Source organism: Oceanibaculum indicum P24 (assembly GCF_000299935.1).
Taxonomy (GTDB): domain Bacteria; phylum Pseudomonadota; class Alphaproteobacteria; order Oceanibaculales; family Oceanibaculaceae; genus Oceanibaculum; species Oceanibaculum indicum.
Genome location: NZ_AMRL01000005.1, coordinates 141,326 through 159,933 on the forward strand (window position 1 = coordinate 141,326; position 18,608 = coordinate 159,933).

Genomic DNA, 18,608 nt, shown 5'->3' on the forward strand with positions numbered 1-18,608 from the left:
GTCAGTAGCGCTTCTCATAGATCAAACCGATATCGCCGGCTGTGGCAGCGCCCAGCCGGCTTTCTATTTTCAGGTTCGGCAGCACCTTGTATTCCAGCAGCAGGGCGGTGCTTTCCGCGCCGAAGCCCTGGCTGACCCCGACGAACAGATCCTCCGACAAATAGCGTCCGGCGCGTACCGAGGCGCCGTTCACGTCTCCGCCATCGACCTCCAGCGTGTCCAGCCCCAGCGACTGGCGCAGATCGTCCACCATGCCAACGCTGCTGACCGTGCCGGTCAGCTCCAGCGCGGTCTGCGCCAGGCGCGCGGCCTGCACGGCATTCAGCCGGGCGACACTGCTGCCGAACAGGATGCGTGACAGGATTTCGTCGCGCGGCAGCGGTGGCGAGGAGGACAGCGCGATATCCGGACGGCTGACAGGGCCGGTGATCGCCACCTGTGCCTGGATATCGCCGACATCGGCGACCGCCAGGATATCAAGGCCGATTTCCATCTCGCCCTGTACGTCCGGCAGCAAATCGATGGTGCCGCGATCCAGCACGAAGCGCCGCCCGGCAAAGTCAAATTGCCCGCGCACCACCGACACGTCGCCGGTAATCGCCGGTGCCGCCGCCGTGCCGGCGATTTCGATCCTGCCGCTGAATTCGGACTCCAGCCCGCGCCCGCGTACATAAACCTGGCCCGGTATCTCAATGGCGATGTCGAGGCGCACGAGGTTGGGGCCGAAGCCGTCTTCATCGTCTTCCGCTTGCCGCGCGCGCGCCTGACGGGCCTCCTCCCGCCGCCGTTCGGCATCCACATTGGTGCGCGCATCGCGGTTGATCTCGCGGACATCGAGTACGGTCACGGAGGGTGGCAGCCGGTTGGGGATACGGATATCGGCCTCGTCCACTGTGATGCGACCGGTCAACAGCATATCGTCGGCGGTGCTTTCCAGACTCAGCGTGCCGCTGGCATAGGCCGTCCCTTCCTCGCGGTTCAGGATGCGCAGCCGGTTCTGGCGCAGCCTGATGTCGACCTTCGGCAGACCCTCGCCCTCGAACCGGACGCGGCCTTCGCCGGACAATGTGCCGCCGGTGCTGTCATGCGCCCCAAGATCGCGCAGGGTGAGGCTGTCGCCGTCGCCCGTGATGCGAAAGGCGATGTTCTGCAGCGTGGCGCCGGTCATGTCGTTCATATACCGGCCATCGGCAAACTCCGCTTCGCCGCTGAGGCGCGGGTCGCGCACCGTGCCACCGAGGTCGAGGCCGGCGGTGAGGCTCCCTTCCAGCCGATCCTCGCCCAGCGCCAGAGCCAGCAGCGTGATCCTGCTCAGCTCGGCCTGCGCCTCGAGACGCCCGCTGAGCGCGCCGTCAGGCGGCAAGGTGGCCGTGCCGACCGCCAGGTCGAGACGGACCGGCAGGCTGGCCCGTGCCTCGATATGGGCACCTTCGATCCGGTCCAGCGCCAGGTTGGCGTCAAGCTGCCCGCCCCGCAGCCGGCCTTCCAACGTGGCGGAGGCAGGCGGCAGGTCGGGGGCAGCAGGGTCGTTCAGCGCAATGCCGCTGAGGGTGATACGGAAATCGCTGCTGGGATCGGTCGGCTTGCCCTGCAGCGACAGTTCCGCCGCGGCGGTACCGGCGAGGTCCGGGCCGGCGCCCAGTTTCTTCGCCAGGGCCAGCGGCAGGCCGGAGAGAGAGAGCCGCGCCGCCACAGCGTCATCCGTCAGCCGGGCCTGACCGGTCAGCCGGGCTTTCTCCTCAATGGCGAGGTCGAGACCCTCGATCTCCTTCAGCGAAGGCCCATAACGCAGCGTCGCCGGCTGGCGCAGCGCCAGTGCTATCTTCCGCACCGTGGCGTCCAGCCGGTCCAGACGCAGCGTGACGAGCTTTGCGACGGCGATGCTGCCGGTGCTGTCCAGCGACAGCTCTGGCCCTTCCGCCTGCAGCGAGAAGCCGCCGCCCTGCGGTTCCAGGTCGGCATCGAGGACAAGGCTGTCCAGCCGCTGCCCGTCGGCCTCCAGCCCTTCGGCGCGCAGCGCGACCGGCCCGCGCGGTGTACCCCTAATATCGGCGAGCTGCGCTTCCAGCCGCAGCCTATGGAGGCTGGCTATCCCGTCCAGTGCGAGGCTACTGCCTTCCAGCACCAGCCCGGCATGCTGTCGGCCCGACCGGTCGGCCAGCTCCACCGCCAGCGCCATGTTGCCGGACGGGTTCAGCTCCTTCTGGCCGGCCAGCGCCGCCAGTGTGGCGAGGTCGTCGCTGCTGGCCTTCAGCCGCCCGGCGGCCAGTTGCCGTTCCAGGTCGATGGCAAGGGCGCCCTGCAGCGTCAGCGCCTTGCTGTTCAGTGACAGCCCGTCCAGTTGCAGCCGGTTTCCGGCGACCGCGAAGCGGGTCTCTCCGGTTGCTGCCAGACCGCGCGGGCTGGCCGTCAGGCGCAGTCTTCCCTCGGCGGCGGGCGTGCCGGTTTCCATATCCAGCGCCAGCCGGTCGAGCGACAGGGCCGCGGTCACGGCGCCCAGCGTTTCGCCTTCCAGCCGGGCATTGCGCCAGTCCAGATTGGCCTCACCCGACACTCCGGCGGGCCAGGAACCGGACATATTCACGAAGGCGCTGGCCGCACCTGCCATGCGCAGGCCAGCCTGCCGGCCGGCCTCCGCCATGTCGGGCAGGTCGAGGGCGAGGCTGGCCGCCACATTCTGGAAACTGTCGGAGAGGGTGGCGTTGCCATCCAGCGTAGCCGCTTCACCGGCCAACCCGACATGGTCGAGCTGAAGTTCGCCTGCCTTCTGGCGGATGCGGCCGGCGGCGGTCAGCTCGGCGGTATTCCCCAGCAGTGGCAGGGGTGCACCATCCAGTACGGCATCAGCGAGGCTGGCCGTGATATCGAACCCGGCATCGTCAGGGTGGCCGCTGGCGGTGGCGTCCAGGCGCAGCATGCCGGCAAGATCGATCCCGGCGAGCGATGCATAACGTTCAACCGGGCCTGTCGCTGTTGCGGTCAGATCGAAATCGAGGCTGAGCGGGTCGGCGGTGCCGGCCAGCGCGATCTCGGACGGCCCGTCGCGCAGCGTCAGGCTGCCGATCCGGACCGGACCGGCGGCGGGCACCACCGCGTCGAGCGTGATGTGCAGTTCCTCGGCCAGCACGGCGCGCAGCTCCGGCGGCAGCAGCGGGCCGGCGCGGACGCGGCTGTCCAGCGTCACATGGCGGTCCGTGCTGCCCTCGACCGTCACATCCGCGGTGATGCCGATCTCCGGCCCGGCGCTGGCGGTCAGGCGGGCGGTTAGCCCGTCCAGCGGCCCTTCGGCGTTCAGTGTCGCCTCCACGGCAGGGCGCCCCGGCAGGTCAAGCAGCCCGGCGATGACGCCATTTTCCGGCTCCGAGGCGGTGAGCCGCGCTTCCACACGGTCGCTGGTCGCGTCGTAGCGCAGCAGGACGCTGGCCGCTGCGGGCGCATCCAGCCGTCTTGCGTCGAGAGCGATGTCGATGGCCTTGCCGTCGCGCGGCAGGCTTGCCTTGCCTTCCGCCGTCAACGTGGCGGCCATTCCGGCGACCGGTTCGGCCAGCTCGATACGCTCGATTTTGAGGCGTTCCACCCGGATATCGACTGGCAGCGGAAAGGGGGAGGCGGTGGTCTGGCTTTCTTCCGTCGTGCCGGCAACGGGCTGCCGCAGCACCGACACCCTCTCCGCCGTCAGCGCGTCGAGGGTGAGGCGCCGGTCCAGCAGGTCGAGGGGAGACCAGTCCAGCACGGCGCGCTCGACGGTCAGCCAGGGCCCCTCGGCATCGCGGAGCGTAATGCTGCCAACGCTGATGCCCTCGAACGGGGCCAACCGTTCGATCCCGGCAATCTCCACCTGGCCGGCAAGCAGATCGTTGGCGAGGCGTTCCGCGAGGCCGCGCCCAGGCCCGGTGTTCAGCGCCAGCACCGCGCCGGCCAGCAGCCCGGCCAGAAGAAACGGCAGCAGCAGGATCGCCAGCAGAATGCGCCGGCCCGTTCGCCGCCGCGGCTTTGCGGGCCGTTTCTTCGGGGCGGCGGGCACGGCCTTCTCAGTGTCCTTCTTCTCCACCATCAGAAGGCCTGTCCGAGGCTGATATAGATCTGGAAGGCGTCGTCGCTCGGGCGGCGGTCGAGCGGGAAGGCGAGGTCCACGCGCAGCGGGCCGATGGGGGTGTAGTAGCGCACGCCGAAGCCGGCGCCGAACAGCGGGTCCACGCCGAGATCCGGCAATTCGCTGCGGAACACATTGCCGCCATCCAGGAAGGCGACGAGGCCGATATCCTCCATCACCCGGGCCCGCATCTCGATGGAGCCGGCGATCAGCGAGGAGCCGCCAATCGGGTCATTGCTGGCGTCGAGCGGCCCCACGCTCTGATGGGCATAGCCGCGCACCGTGTCGCCGCCACCGGCATAGAAGCGCTTGTCGGCGGGGATGTCGGTGCGGGTGGCACCCAGGATGGAGCCGACGGCGATACGGCCCGCCAGCACGTACTTGCCCTCGGGATCGAAGGGCAGATGCATGGTGTCGTCCAGCCGCAGCACAAGGAAGTTGCTGTCGGAGCCAATGAGGCCGGTATAGGGCGTGGCGCTCAAGGTCAGCTTGCCGCCCTTGGTGGGGTTCAGCAGGTCGTTCGTGGTGTTGCGCGTGAAGTTGGTCGGCAGGCCGATCAGGGTGAAGGTCTCTGTCCCGTTCGCATCCTCGATGCGCGACTGTTCCAGTGACACGCCGACGGAGCCGCTGTAGGGCCCGCCGAACTGCCGGGTCAGCGTCGTCACGCCACCGAAGCGGGTGGCATCGTAGGCATCGACATCCTCCTGCTGGGCATAGACTGAAAAGTCGAGGCGCTGCTGCGGGTTGAGGAAGGCCGGCCGGCCGAGGCTGGCCTTCAGCCCGACCAGCTGTTCGGCGACATCGCCATCCAGCCGGAAATCCTCGCCATAGCCGAACAGGTTGCGGTGCCGCCAGAAGGCACGCACGCCGGCCCCCTGGCTGGTCGAATAGCGCACACCGCCGCCGATGGAGCGGGGCTTGGATTCGGCGAGGCTGATCGTCATCGGCACCTTGCCCTCGGCCATCTCCTCGCGCTTCGGGGCAATGGCGACCGACAGGAAAAGGTCGGTCCCGGCCAGCGCCTGCCGCATCTCCGCGACCTTGCGGGTGTCGTAGAGATCGCCCTCCTTCCAACGCTGCTCGCGGCGCACGACGCTGGCATCGACATCCTCCAGTCCGTCGATCCGGGTCTGGCCGAAATAGGCCCGCTGGCCGGCATCGACGCGGATGTCCACGGCGACGCTGCGCTCGGCGTGATCGACCACCACCTCGCGCTCCTCGATCCGGGCGAAGGGGTAGCCGCGCCAGCCCAGCCGCCTTGTGACCGCGCGTTCGCCGGATACGATCATCTCCGACCTTGCCCGCGATCCCAGGCTGACGCCCAGCGCCTCGTAGGTAAGCCCCTCCGCGGCCTTTTCCTGCTCTGCTGTCCTGAACACCAGGGTGAAGCGCTGCAGCCGGTAGATCGGGCCGGGGTCGAGGGAAAGCCTGACGATGGCCGATTTGTCGGGGTCGCCTTCCACCGGTTCCACGGCCAGCTCTACCCGCGGATCGTAATAGCCCTCGGCATTCAGCACATCGCGGATACGCTTTTCGTCGCCCTCGGCGCGGCGGCGCAGCAGCTCCAGGCTTTCGATGGTCTCGTCCTTGCGCAGCTCGACCTCTGCCACCTGCCGGATGGTGTTGCCGATATCCTTCATTGCCTCGCTTTCCGTCGCCGTGAAATCGGTGGCGTAGCGGATATCCGCGAGCGCCGGCACGGCGCGCAGGGAAAGGCAAATAAGCAAGGTCAGCAGAAAAAAGCGCATCGTCTTTAAAGTATGTCGTCTCGGGCTGAACTCTCGTGGAGTGGCGATAGTAAAGGGGAATACGGCGAGCGAAAGGCGCGGCACTACGAAACGCAGTCCAGCAGCGGCCCCAGCTGGCCGATCCGCCGACCGATGGTGCCGGCCCGGCCCGCGAGATAGCCGTCCGGTTTTCCTGCCGCCCATTGGCGCGGGTTGGGCAGGGCGACGGCCAGCAACGCCGCCTCCCGTGCGGTCAGGGTCTTGGCACCCTTGCCGAAATGATGCCGCGCGGCGGCCTCCGCGCCATAGATACCGGGGCCCCATTCGGCGACGTTCAGATACAGCTCCATGATCCGCCGCTTGGGCAGCAGCAGTTCGACATGCAGTGTCAGATAGGCCTCCAGCCCTTTGCGGACATAGCTGCGGCCAGGCCAGAGGAACAGGTTCTTCGCCAGCTGCATGCTGATGGTGCTGGCGCCGCGCGTGCGCTCTCCCTGGCTGGCATCCTGCAGCACCTCGCCCAGCGCGTTCCAGTCGAAACCGGAATGGCGGCAGAACAGATTATCCTCCGCCGCGACGACAGCCTTCGGCAGATGGGGGGATATCTCCCCCAGCCAGCGCCAGCTCTTGTCGATGGTTTCGCCCTCCGCCGCGCGGATCAGCATCAGCGGCGTACCCGGCGGCGGCAGGATGGCATAGGCCAGCACCAGCAGCGCCGGCAGCAACAGGATGACGGCCAGCGCGATCAGCAGGATACGGCGCAGCCGCCGCACTCAGCCCGCCTCCGCCGAGAGCGGGAAGCCGAACAGCCGGGCGAGGAAACGGCCCAGCACTGCGTTCGATTGCTGGCGGATATCCGGGTCGCCGCCGATCAGATAGCCATCGTCGGTCACGCAGGCGGCCAGGATCAGCCGCCGCGTCACCGGCCCCAGCATCGGCAGCAGGGTATTGCGGTCGCGCACCAGGCCGCTCTGTGAGACCTCGAAGCTGCAGCCGGCAAGGTTGCGGGAAATACGGCGCGGGCCGCGCCAGCTGCCATCCCACAGATGATAGGCCTCGTCATAGACCACCACATCGGTCTGCGAGCCGCCGGCGCGGATATCCGCCAGCACTTCCTGGCAGCGTTCCGGGTCGATCAGCGCATCCTGCCCGCCATAGAGCATCAGGTAGGGCGCGCCGGTCGTGCGCTTGTCGGCGAAGCGCGCGACACAGGGGCCATAGAAGGCGACATGGCCGGCGAAGCGCAGGCCTTCCGGGGCGAGGGATTTCGCGATCTGCTCGTGCAGCGCATAGGTCGAGGCCATGCCGCCATAGGAAAAGCCGATCAGCGCGATGCGGTCCGTATCGATGTCGCCGCGCCCGGCGAGGTAGCGCAGCCCGGCATAGACATCGGCCACCAGCATGGTCTCGGTGATGTTCAGCAGCCGTTCGGTGAAGCCGCTGGCAAGCTCGCGCCGGGCGGCAAAGGCATCCACCACCAGCGCGGCGATGCCCATGGCGGCGAACTGCCTGCCATAGGTCAGCTCGCGCCCGTAGCGCACGCCGCCAGCACCATGGATCAGCACCACCGCCGGCACCTTGTCGCGCGACGAGGCACGGTCCGGCAGGAACAGCTGGCCGGACGCCAGCGTCATGGGATTGCGTGCCTCCCCCTGGCCGATATCGCGCGGGCTGAACGGGCTGCGGCTCTCGAAACTGACCGGCTGGCCATCGATGGCGGAGATCGCGGCACCGTCCGGCCAGTCGCCGCTGGCGAGCCGGGCATGGGCTGTGGCCGGCAGCAGGCAGGCGGCCAGCAGAATCCAGAGGAAGCGTCGCATCGCGGCATCCTTTCCTGTCGGCTTCTGTCGGAACGTCAGACGAGAAGATAAGTCCTTGCCAGCCTGCCGGCAAATCGTGGCATCAGTTCGGCGCGGTACCGGGGCCGAAGAAGCGCCGCCAGAGCAGGCTCAGCCGGGCGGTCAGGCGGCTTTCCTGCGCTTCGCGCAGCAGCCGGCGGTTGATCGTGTTCTTCTCGTCGTCGCTGTAGGTGATCCAGCGGCCGATCTCCTCCGCCGTGCGGCCGCAGCCGGCGCAGCGCCCGTCGCCATCCAGCCGGCACACCGCCTGACAGGGACTCATGGTCAGCAGACGGTCGGTATTAAGGTCGGCAGGATCGTGCTGCATCGCGTGTCAGTCGGGGACGGCGATGCCGCGCCGCAGGCAGGCCGCGGTCAGGGTGTTGCTGAGCAGGCAGGCGATGGTCATCGGCCCGACGCCGCCCGGCACCGGCGTGATGGCGCCTGCCACGCGGGAGACATCCTCGAAATCGACATCGCCGACCAGCCGGGTCTTGCCGTCCTCCTTCGGGATGCGGTTGATCCCGACATCGATGACCGCCGCCCCCGGCTTCACCCAGTCGGCCGTCACCATGTGCGGCCGGCCGACGGCGGCCACCAGGATATCGGCGTTGCGGCAGACGGCGGGCAGGTCGCGGGTGCGCGAATGGGCGATTGTCACGGTGCAGCTCTCGCGCAGCAGCAACTGCGCCATCGGCTTGCCGACGATGTTGGATCGGCCGATCACCACGGCGTTCAGGCCGGACAAGTTGCCCAGATAATGTTTCAGCAGCATCAGGCAGCCCAGCGGCGTGCAGGGCACCATGCCGGGCAGGCCGGTCGCCAGCCGCCCGGCATTCACGACATGGAAGCCGTCCACATCCTTGTCCGGGTGGATGGCGTTGATGACGGCGTCGGAATCGATCTGCGCGGGCAGGGGCAGCTGCACCAGGATGCCATCGACCGCCGGGTCTTCGTTGAGTTGCCGGACCAGCGCCAGCAGCTCCTCCTGCGAGGTGGTGTCGGGCAGTCGGTGCTCGTAGGAGTTCATGCCCGCCTCGACGGTCATCTTGCCCTTGTTGCGGACATAGACCTCGCTGGCGGGATCGTTGCCGACCAGCACCACGGCGAGGCCGGGCACCACGGAGTCGCGCTGCTTCAGCAGGGCGGCCTTGCGGGCGACCTCGGCGCGCAGGGTGGCGGCGAAGCCCTTGCCGTCGATCAGGGTTGGGGTGTCGCTCATGCTATCGTCTCCAGCCAGTCGGTCAGGCGCCGCATCAATAGACCGGAATCGCCCGCGATTTCGACCGTTTTCCGACGGTCGGTCGCCCCCAGCACAATGGTCAGGTCGGATTTCGGCAGTTTCCAGCTTTTCGCCAGCAGTTTCAGCAGGGCGGCGTTCGCCTTGCCATCCTCCGGCGGGGCGGTGACGCCGATCTTCAGGCTGGCATCGCCGGCATCGTCCGCGATCAGCCCCTGTATGCGGTCAGCCGCCGCCTTGGGTGTCAGCCGGATACGGACGCGCAGCCCATCCGGCACGGTGGTGAAGGGCGACGGCAGGCTCAGGCCAGATACTCGAACATCAGGTTCTTCAGGAAAACCAGCAGCAGGATCAGCACGATCGGCGAGATGTCGATGCCGCCCAGATTGGGCAGGATCTGGCGGATCGGCCGCAGCGCCGGCTCGGTGATGCGATACAGGAAGTCGCCGATCATATAGACGACGCGGTTCGACGTGTTCACCACGTTGAAGGCGACCAGCCAACTGAGAATCGCGGAGATGATCAACGCCCAGATATAGAGCGAAATAATCGTATCGACCAAAGCCAGGAAGGAATACATCGGATCACGCCATGCGTCGGGGGAAGCCCTTGGAAAGGTAGGGGGTTGGCCGGCGCTGCGCAAGGGCAAGCCGGCGATATCCCCCTATCTTACACGTTGAAGTACTTCGCCTTCGGATGATGCAGCACGATGGCGGAGGTTGACTGCTCCGGATCCAGCTGGTCCTGGTCGGTCAGGCTGACGCCGATGCGCTCCGCCCCCAGCAGTTCCAGCAGCGGGCGCTGGTCGGCCAGGTTCGGGCAGGCCGGATAGCCGAAGGAATAGCGGCTGCCGCGATATTCCTGCTTCAGCAACCCTTGCATATCGGCGGCCTCCTCCGAGGCGAAGCCCAGCTCGGCGCGGATTCGCTTGTGGACATATTCCGCCATCGCCTCGGCCATCTCCACCGACAGGCCGTGCAGGTAGAGATAGTCCTGGTAGCGGTTGCCCTCGAACCAGTCGCGCGCGATGTCGGAGGCCTTGGAGCCCATGGTGACGACCTGCAGGCCGATCACGTCGCGCTCGGCATCGTCGATGTCGCGGAAATAGTCGCTGAGGCACTTGCCGTCCGGGCCAGCCTGGCGCGGCAGCTTGAAGCGGCACACCTCGGTTCCGCCATTCTCGCCGAACAGCACCACGTCATTGCCCTCGGCGGCGGCCTGCCAGTAGCCATAGACCGCCTGCGGCACCAGGATATCCTCCTGCTCGCAGGTCTCCAGCACGCGCTTCAGGATCGGCTTCAGCTCCTGCTCGGCATATTTGCGATATTGCGCGCGGGTGCGCCCGCTTTTGCGGAAGCCCCACTGAAACTGGTACAGCGTCATCTCGTTCAGATAGGCCAGCACCGTGCGCACCGGCACGCGGGCAATGACTCGGGAGCCCCAGAAGGGCGGCTCAGGCACCTTCACGCCGTCGGCCAGCGCATGGCGGCGGGCGCGGGCGGCGTCCTTGTCCAGCGCATCGTCATTCGCGGCCTTGGAGGTCTTGCCCGGCGCGCGTGAGCTGGTGGCGCGGCTGGTGCGCTTCTCCCGCTCTTCCTGCAGGAAGGCGTCGAAGCCGCCATCGATGACCTTGTTCATCAGGTTCAGCCCGTCGAAGGCGTCGCGGGCATAGGCGACCTGGCCGGTACCGTAGGATTGCGCGCAGTCGGTCTCGACATAGTTGCGGGTCAGCGCGGCACCGCCCAGCATCACCGGCGTCTTCATCCCGAGGCGGGTCATCTCCTCCAGATTCTCGCGCATGATGACAGTCGATTTCACCAGCAGTCCGGACATGCCGATGGCGTCGGCCTTATGTTCCTCGGCGGCCTGGATGATCGTCGCGATGGGCTGCTTGATGCCCAGATTGACGACCTTGTAGCCGTTGTTGGTGAGGATGATGTCGACCAGGTTCTTGCCGATATCGTGCACGTCGCCCTTCACCGTGGCCAGCACGATGGTGCCCTTTTCCTGGCCTTCGACCCGCTCCATATGCGGTTCCAGATAGGCGACGGCGGCCTTCATCGTCTCCGCCGATTGCAGCACGAAGGGCAGCTGCATCTTGCCGGCGCCGAACAGCTCGCCCACCACCTTCATGCCGTCCAGCAGGTAGGTGTTGATGATGTCGAGCGGCGGATGCGACTTCATCGCCTCGGCGAGGTCGTCGTCCAGCCCCTTGCGGTCGCCGTCGATGATGCGTTCCTTCAGCCGTTCCTCGACCGTCTCGGCGCGCTTCTTCTCTACTTTGGCGGCGGACTGCCGTCCCTCGAACAGTGCCATGAAGGCCTGCAGCGGGTCATAGCCCTCCGACCGGCGGTCGAAGATCAGATCCTCGGCGGCCTTCACCTCATTTTCGGGGATCTGGTGCAGCGGCATGATCTTCGAGACATGCACGATGGCGCCGGTCATGCCGCGCTTCACCGCATGGTCGAGGAACACCGAATTCAGCACATGGCGCGCCGCCGGGTTGAGGCCGAAGGAGATGTTGGAGAGGCCGAGGACGATCTGGCATTCCGGCAGTTCCTGCGCGATGCGCTCAATCGCCTCCAGCGTCCACAGCCCCAGCTTGCGGTCATCCTCGTTGCCGGTGCAGATGGTGAAGGTCAGCGGGTCGAACATCAGGTCGGAGGCCGGCAGCCCGTGCTTCACGCAGGCGAAGTCGTGCAGGCGCTTGGCAACCTCCACCTTGCGCTCGACGGTCTTGGCCATGCCTTCCTCGTCGATGGTCAGCGCGATCACCGCGGTACCGAAGCGCCGGGCGAGTTCCATGCGCTTTTCCGCCGGCTCCTCGCCATCCTCGAAATTGATCGAGTTCAGGATCGCCTTGCCGCCATAGAGCTTCAGCGCCGCCTCCAGCACGATCAGCTCGGTCGAATCGATGACCAGCGGCGAATCGACGGAGCCGCGCATCCGGCTGACCACCTCGGTCATGTCGGCGACCTCGTCGCGGCCGACGAAGGCGGTGCAGACATCCAGCGAGTGGCTGCCCTCGCGCACCTGGTCGCGGCCCATCTCGACGCAGCCGTCCCAGTCGCCGGAATCCTGCAGCTCGCGGAATTTCTTGGAGCCGTTAGCGTTGCAGCGCTCACCGATGGCGAAGAAGGCATTCTCCTGCCGGAGCGCCACAGGGCCATAGAGCGAGGCGACGGACGGCGTCCAGAGCGGGCTGCGGGTCTTCGGGCGCGGGCGGTGATGGCCGCCACCTTCCTCCGCCGCCAGCCGGCGCAGCATGGCGTCCAGCGCCTGGATATGCTCGATCTGCGTGCCGCAGCAGCCGCCGACGAAGCTGATGCCGTCCTCGCGCAGGAAACGCTCCAGCCAGGTCGCCAGTTCGGGTGCGGCCAGCGGATAGACGGTCTGGCCATCGACCAACTCCGGCAGGCCGGCATTGGGCTGGATCGAAATGCGGCCGCGCCAGTTCTCCGCCAGCCAGTGCACATGCTCGGCCATTTCCTGCGGGCCGGTGGCGCAGTTCAGGCCGATCACCGGCACGTCCAGCGCATCGATGATGGTGGCGGCGGCGGCGATATCGGTGCCGACCAGCATGGTGCCGGTGGTTTCCACCGTCACCTGCACCATGATCGGGATGTCGGCCTTGGCCTCGCGGTTGGCGCGCTTGGCACCGTTCACTGCGGCCTTCACCTGCAGCGGGTCCTGGCAGGTCTCGATCAGGAAGGCGTCGATGCCGCCGGCGATCAGGCCGGCCGATTGCAGGGCGAAGGCGTCTTCCAGCGGCTGATAGGCGATATGGCCGAGCGAGGGCAGCTTGGTGCCGGGGCCGATGGAGCCCAGCACGAAACGCTCGCGCCCGTCATCCTTGAAGCGCTCAATGGCTTCGCGCGCCAGGATGCCGGCCGTGCGGTTCAGCTCGAACGCCTCGTCCTGCAGGTCGAATTCCGCCAGCGTGATCGGCGAGCCGCCGAAGCTGTTGGTCTGCACCGCGTCGGAGCCGGCCTCCAGATAGCCCGCATGAATGTCGCGCACCAGGTCGGCGCGGCTGCGGTTCAGGATTTCGGTGCAGTTCTCGCAGCCGAGATAATCCTTATCGACATCCAGGTCGGCTGCCTGCACGCGGGTGCCCATGGCGCCGTCGCCAAGCAGGACCCGCTCTTCCAGTGCCTTCAGAAAGCGTGACATTCCCCAATTCCTTTTTTGTCGTTCACGCAACCGGGGCTGGTGCCGCAGTTCGCGCGCCAAGCCCCAGCACGCGGCAGATCGCCAGCGTCAGCTCGGCCCGGTTCAGCGTATAGAAGTGGAAATCCTCGACCCCGTTTTCACGCAGCTTCTCACACAGCTTCACCGCGACGGTGGCGGCGACGAGCTGGCGCGTGTCGGGTTCGTTGTCCAGCCCCTCGAACAGGCCGCCCATCCAGGCCGGCACGGCCGCGCCGCAGGCTTTGGCGAATTTGCAGACCTGGCCGAAATTGGTCACCGGGAGGATGCCCGGCACGATCGGCACGGTGATGCCGGCCTTGCGGGCGTTTTCCAGGAACCGGCAATAGGTGTCGGCCTCGAAGAAGAACTGGGTGATGGCGCGGGTCGCCCCTGCGTCGATCTTGCGCTTCAGATTGTCGAGGTCGGCCTGCAGGCTGGTGGATTCCGGATGGCGTTCGGGATAGGCGGCGACGCTGATCTCGAAATCGGCGATCCGCCGCAGGCCACTTACCAGATCGCTGGCATAGGCATATCCGTCGGCGCGCGGCGTGTAGGGGCCGAGGCTGCCCGGTGTGTCGCCCGGCGCGTCGCCGCGCAGCGCCACGATATGGCGCACGCCGATATCCCAGTAGGAGCGGGCGACCGTATCCAGCTCGTCCCGGCTGGCATTCACGCAGGTCAGGTGCGAGGCCGGCACGAGGTCGGTCTCGGCCAGCAGGCGCGCCACCGTGGCGTGGGTACGCTCCCGGGTCGAGCCGCCGGCGCCATAGGTCACGGAGACGAAATTCGGGCGTAGCAGGGCGAGACGCTGGATCGCCCGCCACAGCGACTCCTCCATCGCCTCGGTTTTCGGCGGGAAGAATTCGAAAGACAGGTTCCCGCTCATGGCCGGTTTCCTTGGATACTTTGTAATGCGGGTGGTTTCTGCGCCAGCCAGAAGCCCACGGTCAGCGGCGTGCCGGAAAGGCTATCGACGGTGCTGACAGTCAGACCCGCGGCGCTGCACCAGCCGGTGATTTCCTCATTGGCGAAGCCGGGCCAGCGATGGGCGTGTTCCTTCAGCAGGTCAAGCTCCTTGTGCGGTGTAAAATCCACCACCAGCAGGCGGCCGCCGGGACGCAGCACGCGGGCTGCCTCGGCCAGCACCTCGCCCGGCCGCTCGGCATAATGCAGCACCATGTGCAGGATCGCGGCATCGACCGACGCCCCGTTCAGCGGCAGCTGGTACATGTCCGCCTGGCGCACCGCACAGTTCGACAGGCCGCGATTCTCCAGATTGACGCGGGCGACCGCCAGCATCTCGCGGGACTGGTCGATGCCCATCGCATGGCCGACGCCCGGGCCATAGAGATCGAGGATGCGGCCGGTACCGGTGCCGATATCGAGCAGGTCGCCAATGCCGTCCGGCGGCAGCAGGGAGAGCAGCTTGCGCTCGACCTCGCGGGGGTCGGCGTGCAGCGCGCGCAGCTTGTGCCATTCGGCGGCATTGCGGCGGAAATAGGCGGCGGCGGCCTCGGCGCGCCCGCGCTTGATCGCGTCCAGCCGTTCGGCATCCAATGCGAACAGCGGGTCGGCGTCGGGCACCAGCCCGGTCAGCGTTTCGCCCAGTTGCGCGCCTGGCCCGGTTTGCGCCAGACGGTAATAGGCCCAGGTGCCTTCACGCACGCGCACCAGCAGGCCGGCCTCGCACAGCAGCTTCAGATGGCGCGAGACGCGCGGCTGGCTCTGCCCGACGATCTGCATCAGGTCGCTGACGGTCAGTTCTGCCCGCGCGCACAGCGCCAGCAGGCGCAGGCGGGTTGGCTCCGCGGCGGCGCGCAGCCCTTCCAGCAGGAAATCCGCCGACAGGGCGGCGGTGCTTTCAATATCGATATCCGGGCGAAGACGGGGCTGCGCCATGCGTGTTCCAGTTCACATAAAAGATATAGACATAAAGATATATTTATATTTTAGCGTCAACTGGATTCTGCGCCGGCGGCTGTTGCAGGCTGTCGATTAAGAAAGCGGCAAATCCTGCAACGGTATGCTGGTAAAGCGCTATTTCTGCAACACTTGTGACGGAATCTCTTCCGCTGTTCCCCGCCCAGCGTTGGACAAGGGGGCTGTCTGTGCTACCTGCTTTTCTGTGTGCGAACCGAAACAGTTCGTTACAAAAGGTAATTTGAGGCAATAGTCCGGGGCTGATAAAAGGTCTCAATGGACAAAAGACAGCGCCGGCAGGATCGCCGACGCTGTCTTTGCGAGGAGCATCACAAGGGTGCTAAAAGGCGGTACCGATGGCCGCTCGTTTTGGAAATGAGGCAGTAGGCATGACGCTTGGGACGTGGCGTTTCTTGGCAGGCAGGGCGACCGCGCTGTCCGGTCTTCTCGCCGTTGGCCTGTTGGCCGGTTGCGCGAACATGGCCGACGAGGGGCGCGCTGAGGCGAACGACCCGCTGGAGATTCCCAACCGGTTCGTGTTCGCGCTGAACGAGACGGTCGATACCTTCGTGCTGCGCCCGGTGGCGGTGACCTACCGCGACTGGATGCCGGAGCCGGGCAAGGACATGGTCCGCAACCTTGTGGACTATCTCACCAGCCCGGTCATCCTGGCCAATGACGTCTTCCAGGGCGAGTGGGAGCGCGCCGGCGTGACCAGCAAGCGCTTCTTCCTGAACAGCTTCTCGGCCGGCCTCTACGATATCGCCGCGCTTGAGGGCTATGAGAAGCACAGTGAGGATTTCGGCCAGACCCTCGCCGTCTATGGCGTGCCGGAAGGCCCCTATCTGGTGCTGCCGCTGATCGGCCCGTCGAACCCGCGCGATGCGGTTGGCCTTGCCGTCGACATGGTGCTGGATCCGCTGAACTGGTACGCTTGGAACACCGACCGTGAGTGGATCGGCTATTCCCGTGCCGCCGCCAATGCCGTCGATGCCCGCGCGCGCAGCATCGAGGCGCTGGATGATGTGAAGGCCAATAATTTCGATTATTACGCGGCGATCCGCAGCCTGTACCGTCAGCGCCGTGATGTGGAAATCCGCAATAATCGCGGCACTGATGGCGGTTCGGCCACATCGCCATTCCGCGATTACGTGCCGGGTGGCAAGGACGCTGCCACAAAATAGCCTCTGCGCCGTTTTATCAAGGCAACGAGACAACAGGGTTGAACGGATGACCGCGATTTCTTTCAGGACGACGGTTCTTGCCGTCTTCATGGCCATTGGCTTGTCAGCCGGGACCGCTCTCGCCGATGGCGTCGATGCTGCCAAGGGGTTCATCCAGACCCTCGGCGACAAGGCCGTCAGCACCATTGCCGCCACCCAGCAGGACGAGGAGGCACGGCTGCGGCAGTTCCGCAGCCTGCTGAACGATAATTTCGATGTGCCGGGTATCGGACGCTTCGTGCTGGGGCGTTACTGGCGCGTCGCGACGCCCGAGCAGCGCGACGAATATCTGAAGCTGTTCGAGGAAAGCATCATCCGCACCTATGCGCGTCGCTTCTCCGACTATTCGGGCGAGACGATCGCGGTCGAGAAGGCGCGGAAGGATGGCGAGGATTTCATCCTGGTCGACAGCGTGATCCAGCGTCCGACCGGCGGCCCGGTGGCGGTCACCTGGCGCCTGCTGGGGCAGGGCAAGGACTTCAAGATCGTCGATGTCGTGGTGGAGGGGGTGAGTATGAGCGTCACCCAGCGCTCCGACTTCGCCTCGGTGATCCAGTCGGGCGGCGGCAATATCGAAGCGCTGCTGAAGGTGATGCGCGAACGGCTGGGAAAAGCCTGACGCGCCTTACCTACCGGATGCGTGAGGCGTAGCTGTTCGCCCGGCGCTGCCAGTTCGGCACGCCGACCACGCGATAGACACGACCGGAGGCGGCCAGCAGGGCCGCCGCCGTCATATTGTCCGAGCCGACATTCATCATGCCCAGCATGAACAGGCAGTCCGCCTCGGCCAGCGCATCGCCGATCTGCTGGTAGAAGTTCCGTGCCTCGGTATAGGCCTCCATCGCGGCGGCCAGCCGGCCCGACTTTGATTCGAGGTCGCCGATGGCGCGCAGCGCCGCCCCCGCGCCGGCCCCGTCGCCCAGCTGTTCGTAGAAGCTGCGGGCATAGGCGAAGGTCACCCGGGCGCCATCGGTATTTTCCATCAGGAACTCGGTCTGCCCCATCGCCAGCAGCGTCTGGGCCTGATCCTTGGTGTCGCCGGCCGAGCTGTAGAAGCCATAGGCATCCTTGAACAGCTGGCGGGCCTGGCGCTGATTGTTGCGCAGCCGGTGGATCTGCCCCTGGCCTTTCATCGCGTCGCCGATCAGCCCCTTGTCCTGGGCGTCGTGGGCCAGCTTTACCGCGCGGTCGAAATGCTGCGAGGCCTCATTCAGCCGGCCCAGCATGCGTTCCATTTCGCCCAGGCCGATCAGCAGCCGTGCCAGATCGGCCTTTTCCTTCGGGTCGGTCAGCATGCCGGAGGCCGCCGCCCCGATCTGCCGCGCCTGCTCGAACCGGCCCGGCGCCCGGCGCAGGTCGCCGCGTCCGGACAATAGCGAGCCGTCGCCGATGCGCCGCCCGGCGCGCTGCATCAGCGCGGCGCCATTCAGCAGGCTGGTGCGGGCTTCCATCTGGCGTTCCATCATGCGCAGCAGCTCGTACATGACGATGCGCACCACACCCTCGCCGACGAAGTCGCCGCAGCGGCGGTAGAGACTGATCGCCCGCTCGTAGCGCACCTGGGCGTCGGGCATGTCCCGCTTCTCGCGCGAGAGATCGGCCCGGCGGGTCAGCGCATGTGCCTCGCCCAGCTTGTCGCCGCTCTGCGCGAAGCTGATGCGTGCCTGGTCGAAGCTGGCGGCGGCATCCTCCTGCTTCAGTTGCTTCACGGCCACTTCGCCGATGCCGATCAGCACATTGCCTTCGCCCATATAGTCGCCGGCCTGCTTGTAGCTGGCCCGCGCCTCGACATAGCGCTGGGCAGCCTCGTCCAGCGCATTACCGAAATAGGCGATATCGCCCAGTGCTTGCAGGATGGCGCCGCGTTCCTGGTGCAGCTTTCCCTCGGGCAGCCCATCCAGCGCCTGCTGATACAGGGTCTGCGCCTCGGCCAGATTGCCCCTGGCCATCGTCAGCTCGGCACGGCCGACAAGCACCTGCGCAATGCCAAGCTCGTCTTCACTCTCCTTGAACTGGGAGAGGGCCTCCTCATAGAAGCTGCTGGCCTCGGTGTCATGCTCCAGCAGCTTCGCCCCCTCGCCCTGCACCCAGCTGCGCCCGGCGGCGGATTGCAGGCCGGTGCTCAGCTTGCCGCCGCTCATCAGCGCGTCGATGCCGCCCTCGCGTTCCAGGCCGCGCGTCGTCACTACATCGACGAGAATGCTGCCGCAACCGAGCAGGAAGGTCGCCCCGGCGACGATATGCTGATAGGTCTCGGGCTTGCCGAGCGTCAGGAAATAGCTGCTGCCAGCCGCCGCGAGCGCCCCGCTGAACATCAGCGAGCGGCGCACCAACCTGTTCCGTCTTTTCTGGCGGGCCGACCGGCGGGCGGGTGAT

Annotated in this window: 14 protein-coding genes; 2 read left to right on the forward strand and 12 right to left on the reverse strand. The window is 66.6% G+C overall.

Annotated features, from left to right (window positions below):
• Window position 1: 1 nt before the first annotated feature.
• The 11 genes from P24_RS06200 to P24_RS06250 form a co-directional block, all read right to left on the reverse strand.
• Entirely contained in the window at window positions 2-4,054 is a 4,053-nt protein-coding gene (locus tag P24_RS06200) for a translocation/assembly module TamB domain-containing protein (protein WP_008943842.1), read from the reverse strand.
• Window positions 4,054-5,841, reverse strand: a complete 1,788-nt coding sequence (locus tag P24_RS06205) for an autotransporter assembly complex protein TamA (protein ID WP_008943843.1) — start codon at window positions 5,839-5,841, stop codon at window positions 4,054-4,056. The genes P24_RS06200 and P24_RS06205 overlap by 1 nt, the downstream gene beginning before the upstream one ends.
• An 83-nt stretch (window positions 5,842-5,924) precedes the next feature.
• Window positions 5,925-6,593: a monofunctional biosynthetic peptidoglycan transglycosylase gene (gene mtgA, locus P24_RS06210; RefSeq protein WP_008943844.1), complete on the reverse strand. Its 669-nt coding sequence runs from the start codon at window positions 6,591-6,593 to the stop codon at window positions 5,925-5,927.
• The gene (locus P24_RS06215) at window positions 6,594-7,640 is read right to left on the reverse strand and encodes a dienelactone hydrolase family protein (protein ID WP_008943845.1); all 1,047 of its coding nucleotides are present in this window, start codon (window positions 7,638-7,640) and stop codon (window positions 6,594-6,596) included.
• An 82-nt stretch (window positions 7,641-7,722) separates the two neighbouring features.
• Window positions 7,723-7,986, reverse strand: coding sequence for a DUF1289 domain-containing protein (locus P24_RS06220; RefSeq protein WP_008943846.1), 264 nt, complete (start codon window positions 7,984-7,986; stop codon window positions 7,723-7,725).
• A 6-nt stretch (window positions 7,987-7,992) separates the two neighbouring features.
• Window positions 7,993-8,880, reverse strand: coding sequence for a bifunctional methylenetetrahydrofolate dehydrogenase/methenyltetrahydrofolate cyclohydrolase FolD (gene folD / locus P24_RS06225; RefSeq protein ID WP_008943847.1), 888 nt, complete (start codon window positions 8,878-8,880; stop codon window positions 7,993-7,995).
• Window positions 8,877-9,176 carry a DUF167 domain-containing protein gene (locus P24_RS06230; protein WP_008943848.1) on the reverse strand — a complete coding sequence of 100 codons (300 nt, stop codon included), beginning with the start codon at window positions 9,174-9,176 and terminating at the stop codon, window positions 8,877-8,879. Before P24_RS06230 ends, folD begins: the two co-directional genes overlap by 4 nt.
• A 23-nt stretch (window positions 9,177-9,199) precedes the next feature.
• Entirely contained in the window at window positions 9,200-9,478 is a 279-nt protein-coding gene (locus P24_RS06235; protein ID WP_008943849.1) for a YggT family protein, read from the reverse strand.
• Window positions 9,479-9,567: 89 nt separating this feature from the next.
• Window positions 9,568-13,071, reverse strand: coding sequence for a methionine synthase (gene metH / locus P24_RS06240; RefSeq protein ID WP_008943850.1), 3,504 nt, complete (start codon window positions 13,069-13,071; stop codon window positions 9,568-9,570).
• A 22-nt stretch (window positions 13,072-13,093) separates the two neighbouring features.
• Entirely contained in the window at window positions 13,094-13,975 is an 882-nt protein-coding gene (metF, locus tag P24_RS06245) for a methylenetetrahydrofolate reductase [NAD(P)H] (RefSeq protein WP_008943851.1), read from the reverse strand.
• Window positions 13,972-14,988, reverse strand: a complete 1,017-nt coding sequence (locus P24_RS06250) for an ArsR/SmtB family transcription factor (RefSeq protein ID WP_008943852.1) — start codon at window positions 14,986-14,988, stop codon at window positions 13,972-13,974. Before P24_RS06250 ends, metF begins: the two co-directional genes overlap by 4 nt.
• 434 nt (window positions 14,989-15,422) lie before the next feature.
• Here P24_RS06250 and P24_RS06255 point away from each other — a divergent pair, with 434 nt between their 5' ends.
• Together P24_RS06255 and P24_RS06260 are read left to right on the forward strand one after the other, a co-directional pair.
• A complete protein-coding gene (locus P24_RS06255) occupies window positions 15,423-16,193 on the forward strand; it encodes an MlaA family lipoprotein (protein WP_040706812.1) in 771 nt (256 codons plus the stop codon).
• Window positions 16,194-16,239: 46 nt separating this feature from the next.
• Entirely contained in the window at window positions 16,240-16,851 is a 612-nt protein-coding gene (locus tag P24_RS06260; protein ID WP_008943854.1) for an MlaC/ttg2D family ABC transporter substrate-binding protein, read from the forward strand.
• A gap of 10 nt (window positions 16,852-16,861) precedes the next feature.
• Here P24_RS06260 and P24_RS06265 read toward each other — a convergent pair whose 3' ends face one another.
• The gene (locus tag P24_RS06265) at window positions 16,862-18,562 is read right to left on the reverse strand and encodes a tetratricopeptide repeat protein (protein WP_156816198.1); all 1,701 of its coding nucleotides are present in this window, start codon (window positions 18,560-18,562) and stop codon (window positions 16,862-16,864) included.
• Window positions 18,563-18,608 lie beyond the last annotated feature (46 nt).

Bases quoted from the DNA above. Each gene is read 5' to 3' on its own strand.
- P24_RS06200 (WP_008943842.1), bottom strand. From the start codon at position 4,054: ATGGTGGAGAAGAAGGACACTGAGAAGGCCGTGCCCGCCGCCCCGAAG.
- P24_RS06205 (WP_008943843.1), bottom strand. From the start codon at position 5,841: ATGCGCTTTTTTCTGCTGACCTTGCTTATTTGCCTTTCCCTGCGCGCC.
- P24_RS06215 (WP_008943845.1), bottom strand. From the start codon at position 7,640: ATGCGACGCTTCCTCTGGATTCTGCTGGCCGCCTGCCTGCTGCCGGCC.
- P24_RS06220 (WP_008943846.1), bottom strand. From the start codon at position 7,986: ATGCAGCACGATCCTGCCGACCTTAATACCGACCGTCTGCTGACCATG.
- folD (WP_008943847.1), bottom strand. From the start codon at position 8,880: ATGAGCGACACCCCAACCCTGATCGACGGCAAGGGCTTCGCCGCCACC.
- P24_RS06235 (WP_008943849.1), bottom strand. From the start codon at position 9,478: ATGTATTCCTTCCTGGCTTTGGTCGATACGATTATTTCGCTCTATATC.
- metH (WP_008943850.1), bottom strand. From the start codon at position 13,071: ATGTCACGCTTTCTGAAGGCACTGGAAGAGCGGGTCCTGCTTGGCGAC.
- metF (WP_008943851.1), bottom strand. From the start codon at position 13,975: ATGAGCGGGAACCTGTCTTTCGAATTCTTCCCGCCGAAAACCGAGGCG.
- P24_RS06250 (WP_008943852.1), bottom strand. From the start codon at position 14,988: ATGGCGCAGCCCCGTCTTCGCCCGGATATCGATATTGAAAGCACCGCC.
- P24_RS06260 (WP_008943854.1), top strand. From the start codon at position 16,240: ATGACCGCGATTTCTTTCAGGACGACGGTTCTTGCCGTCTTCATGGCC.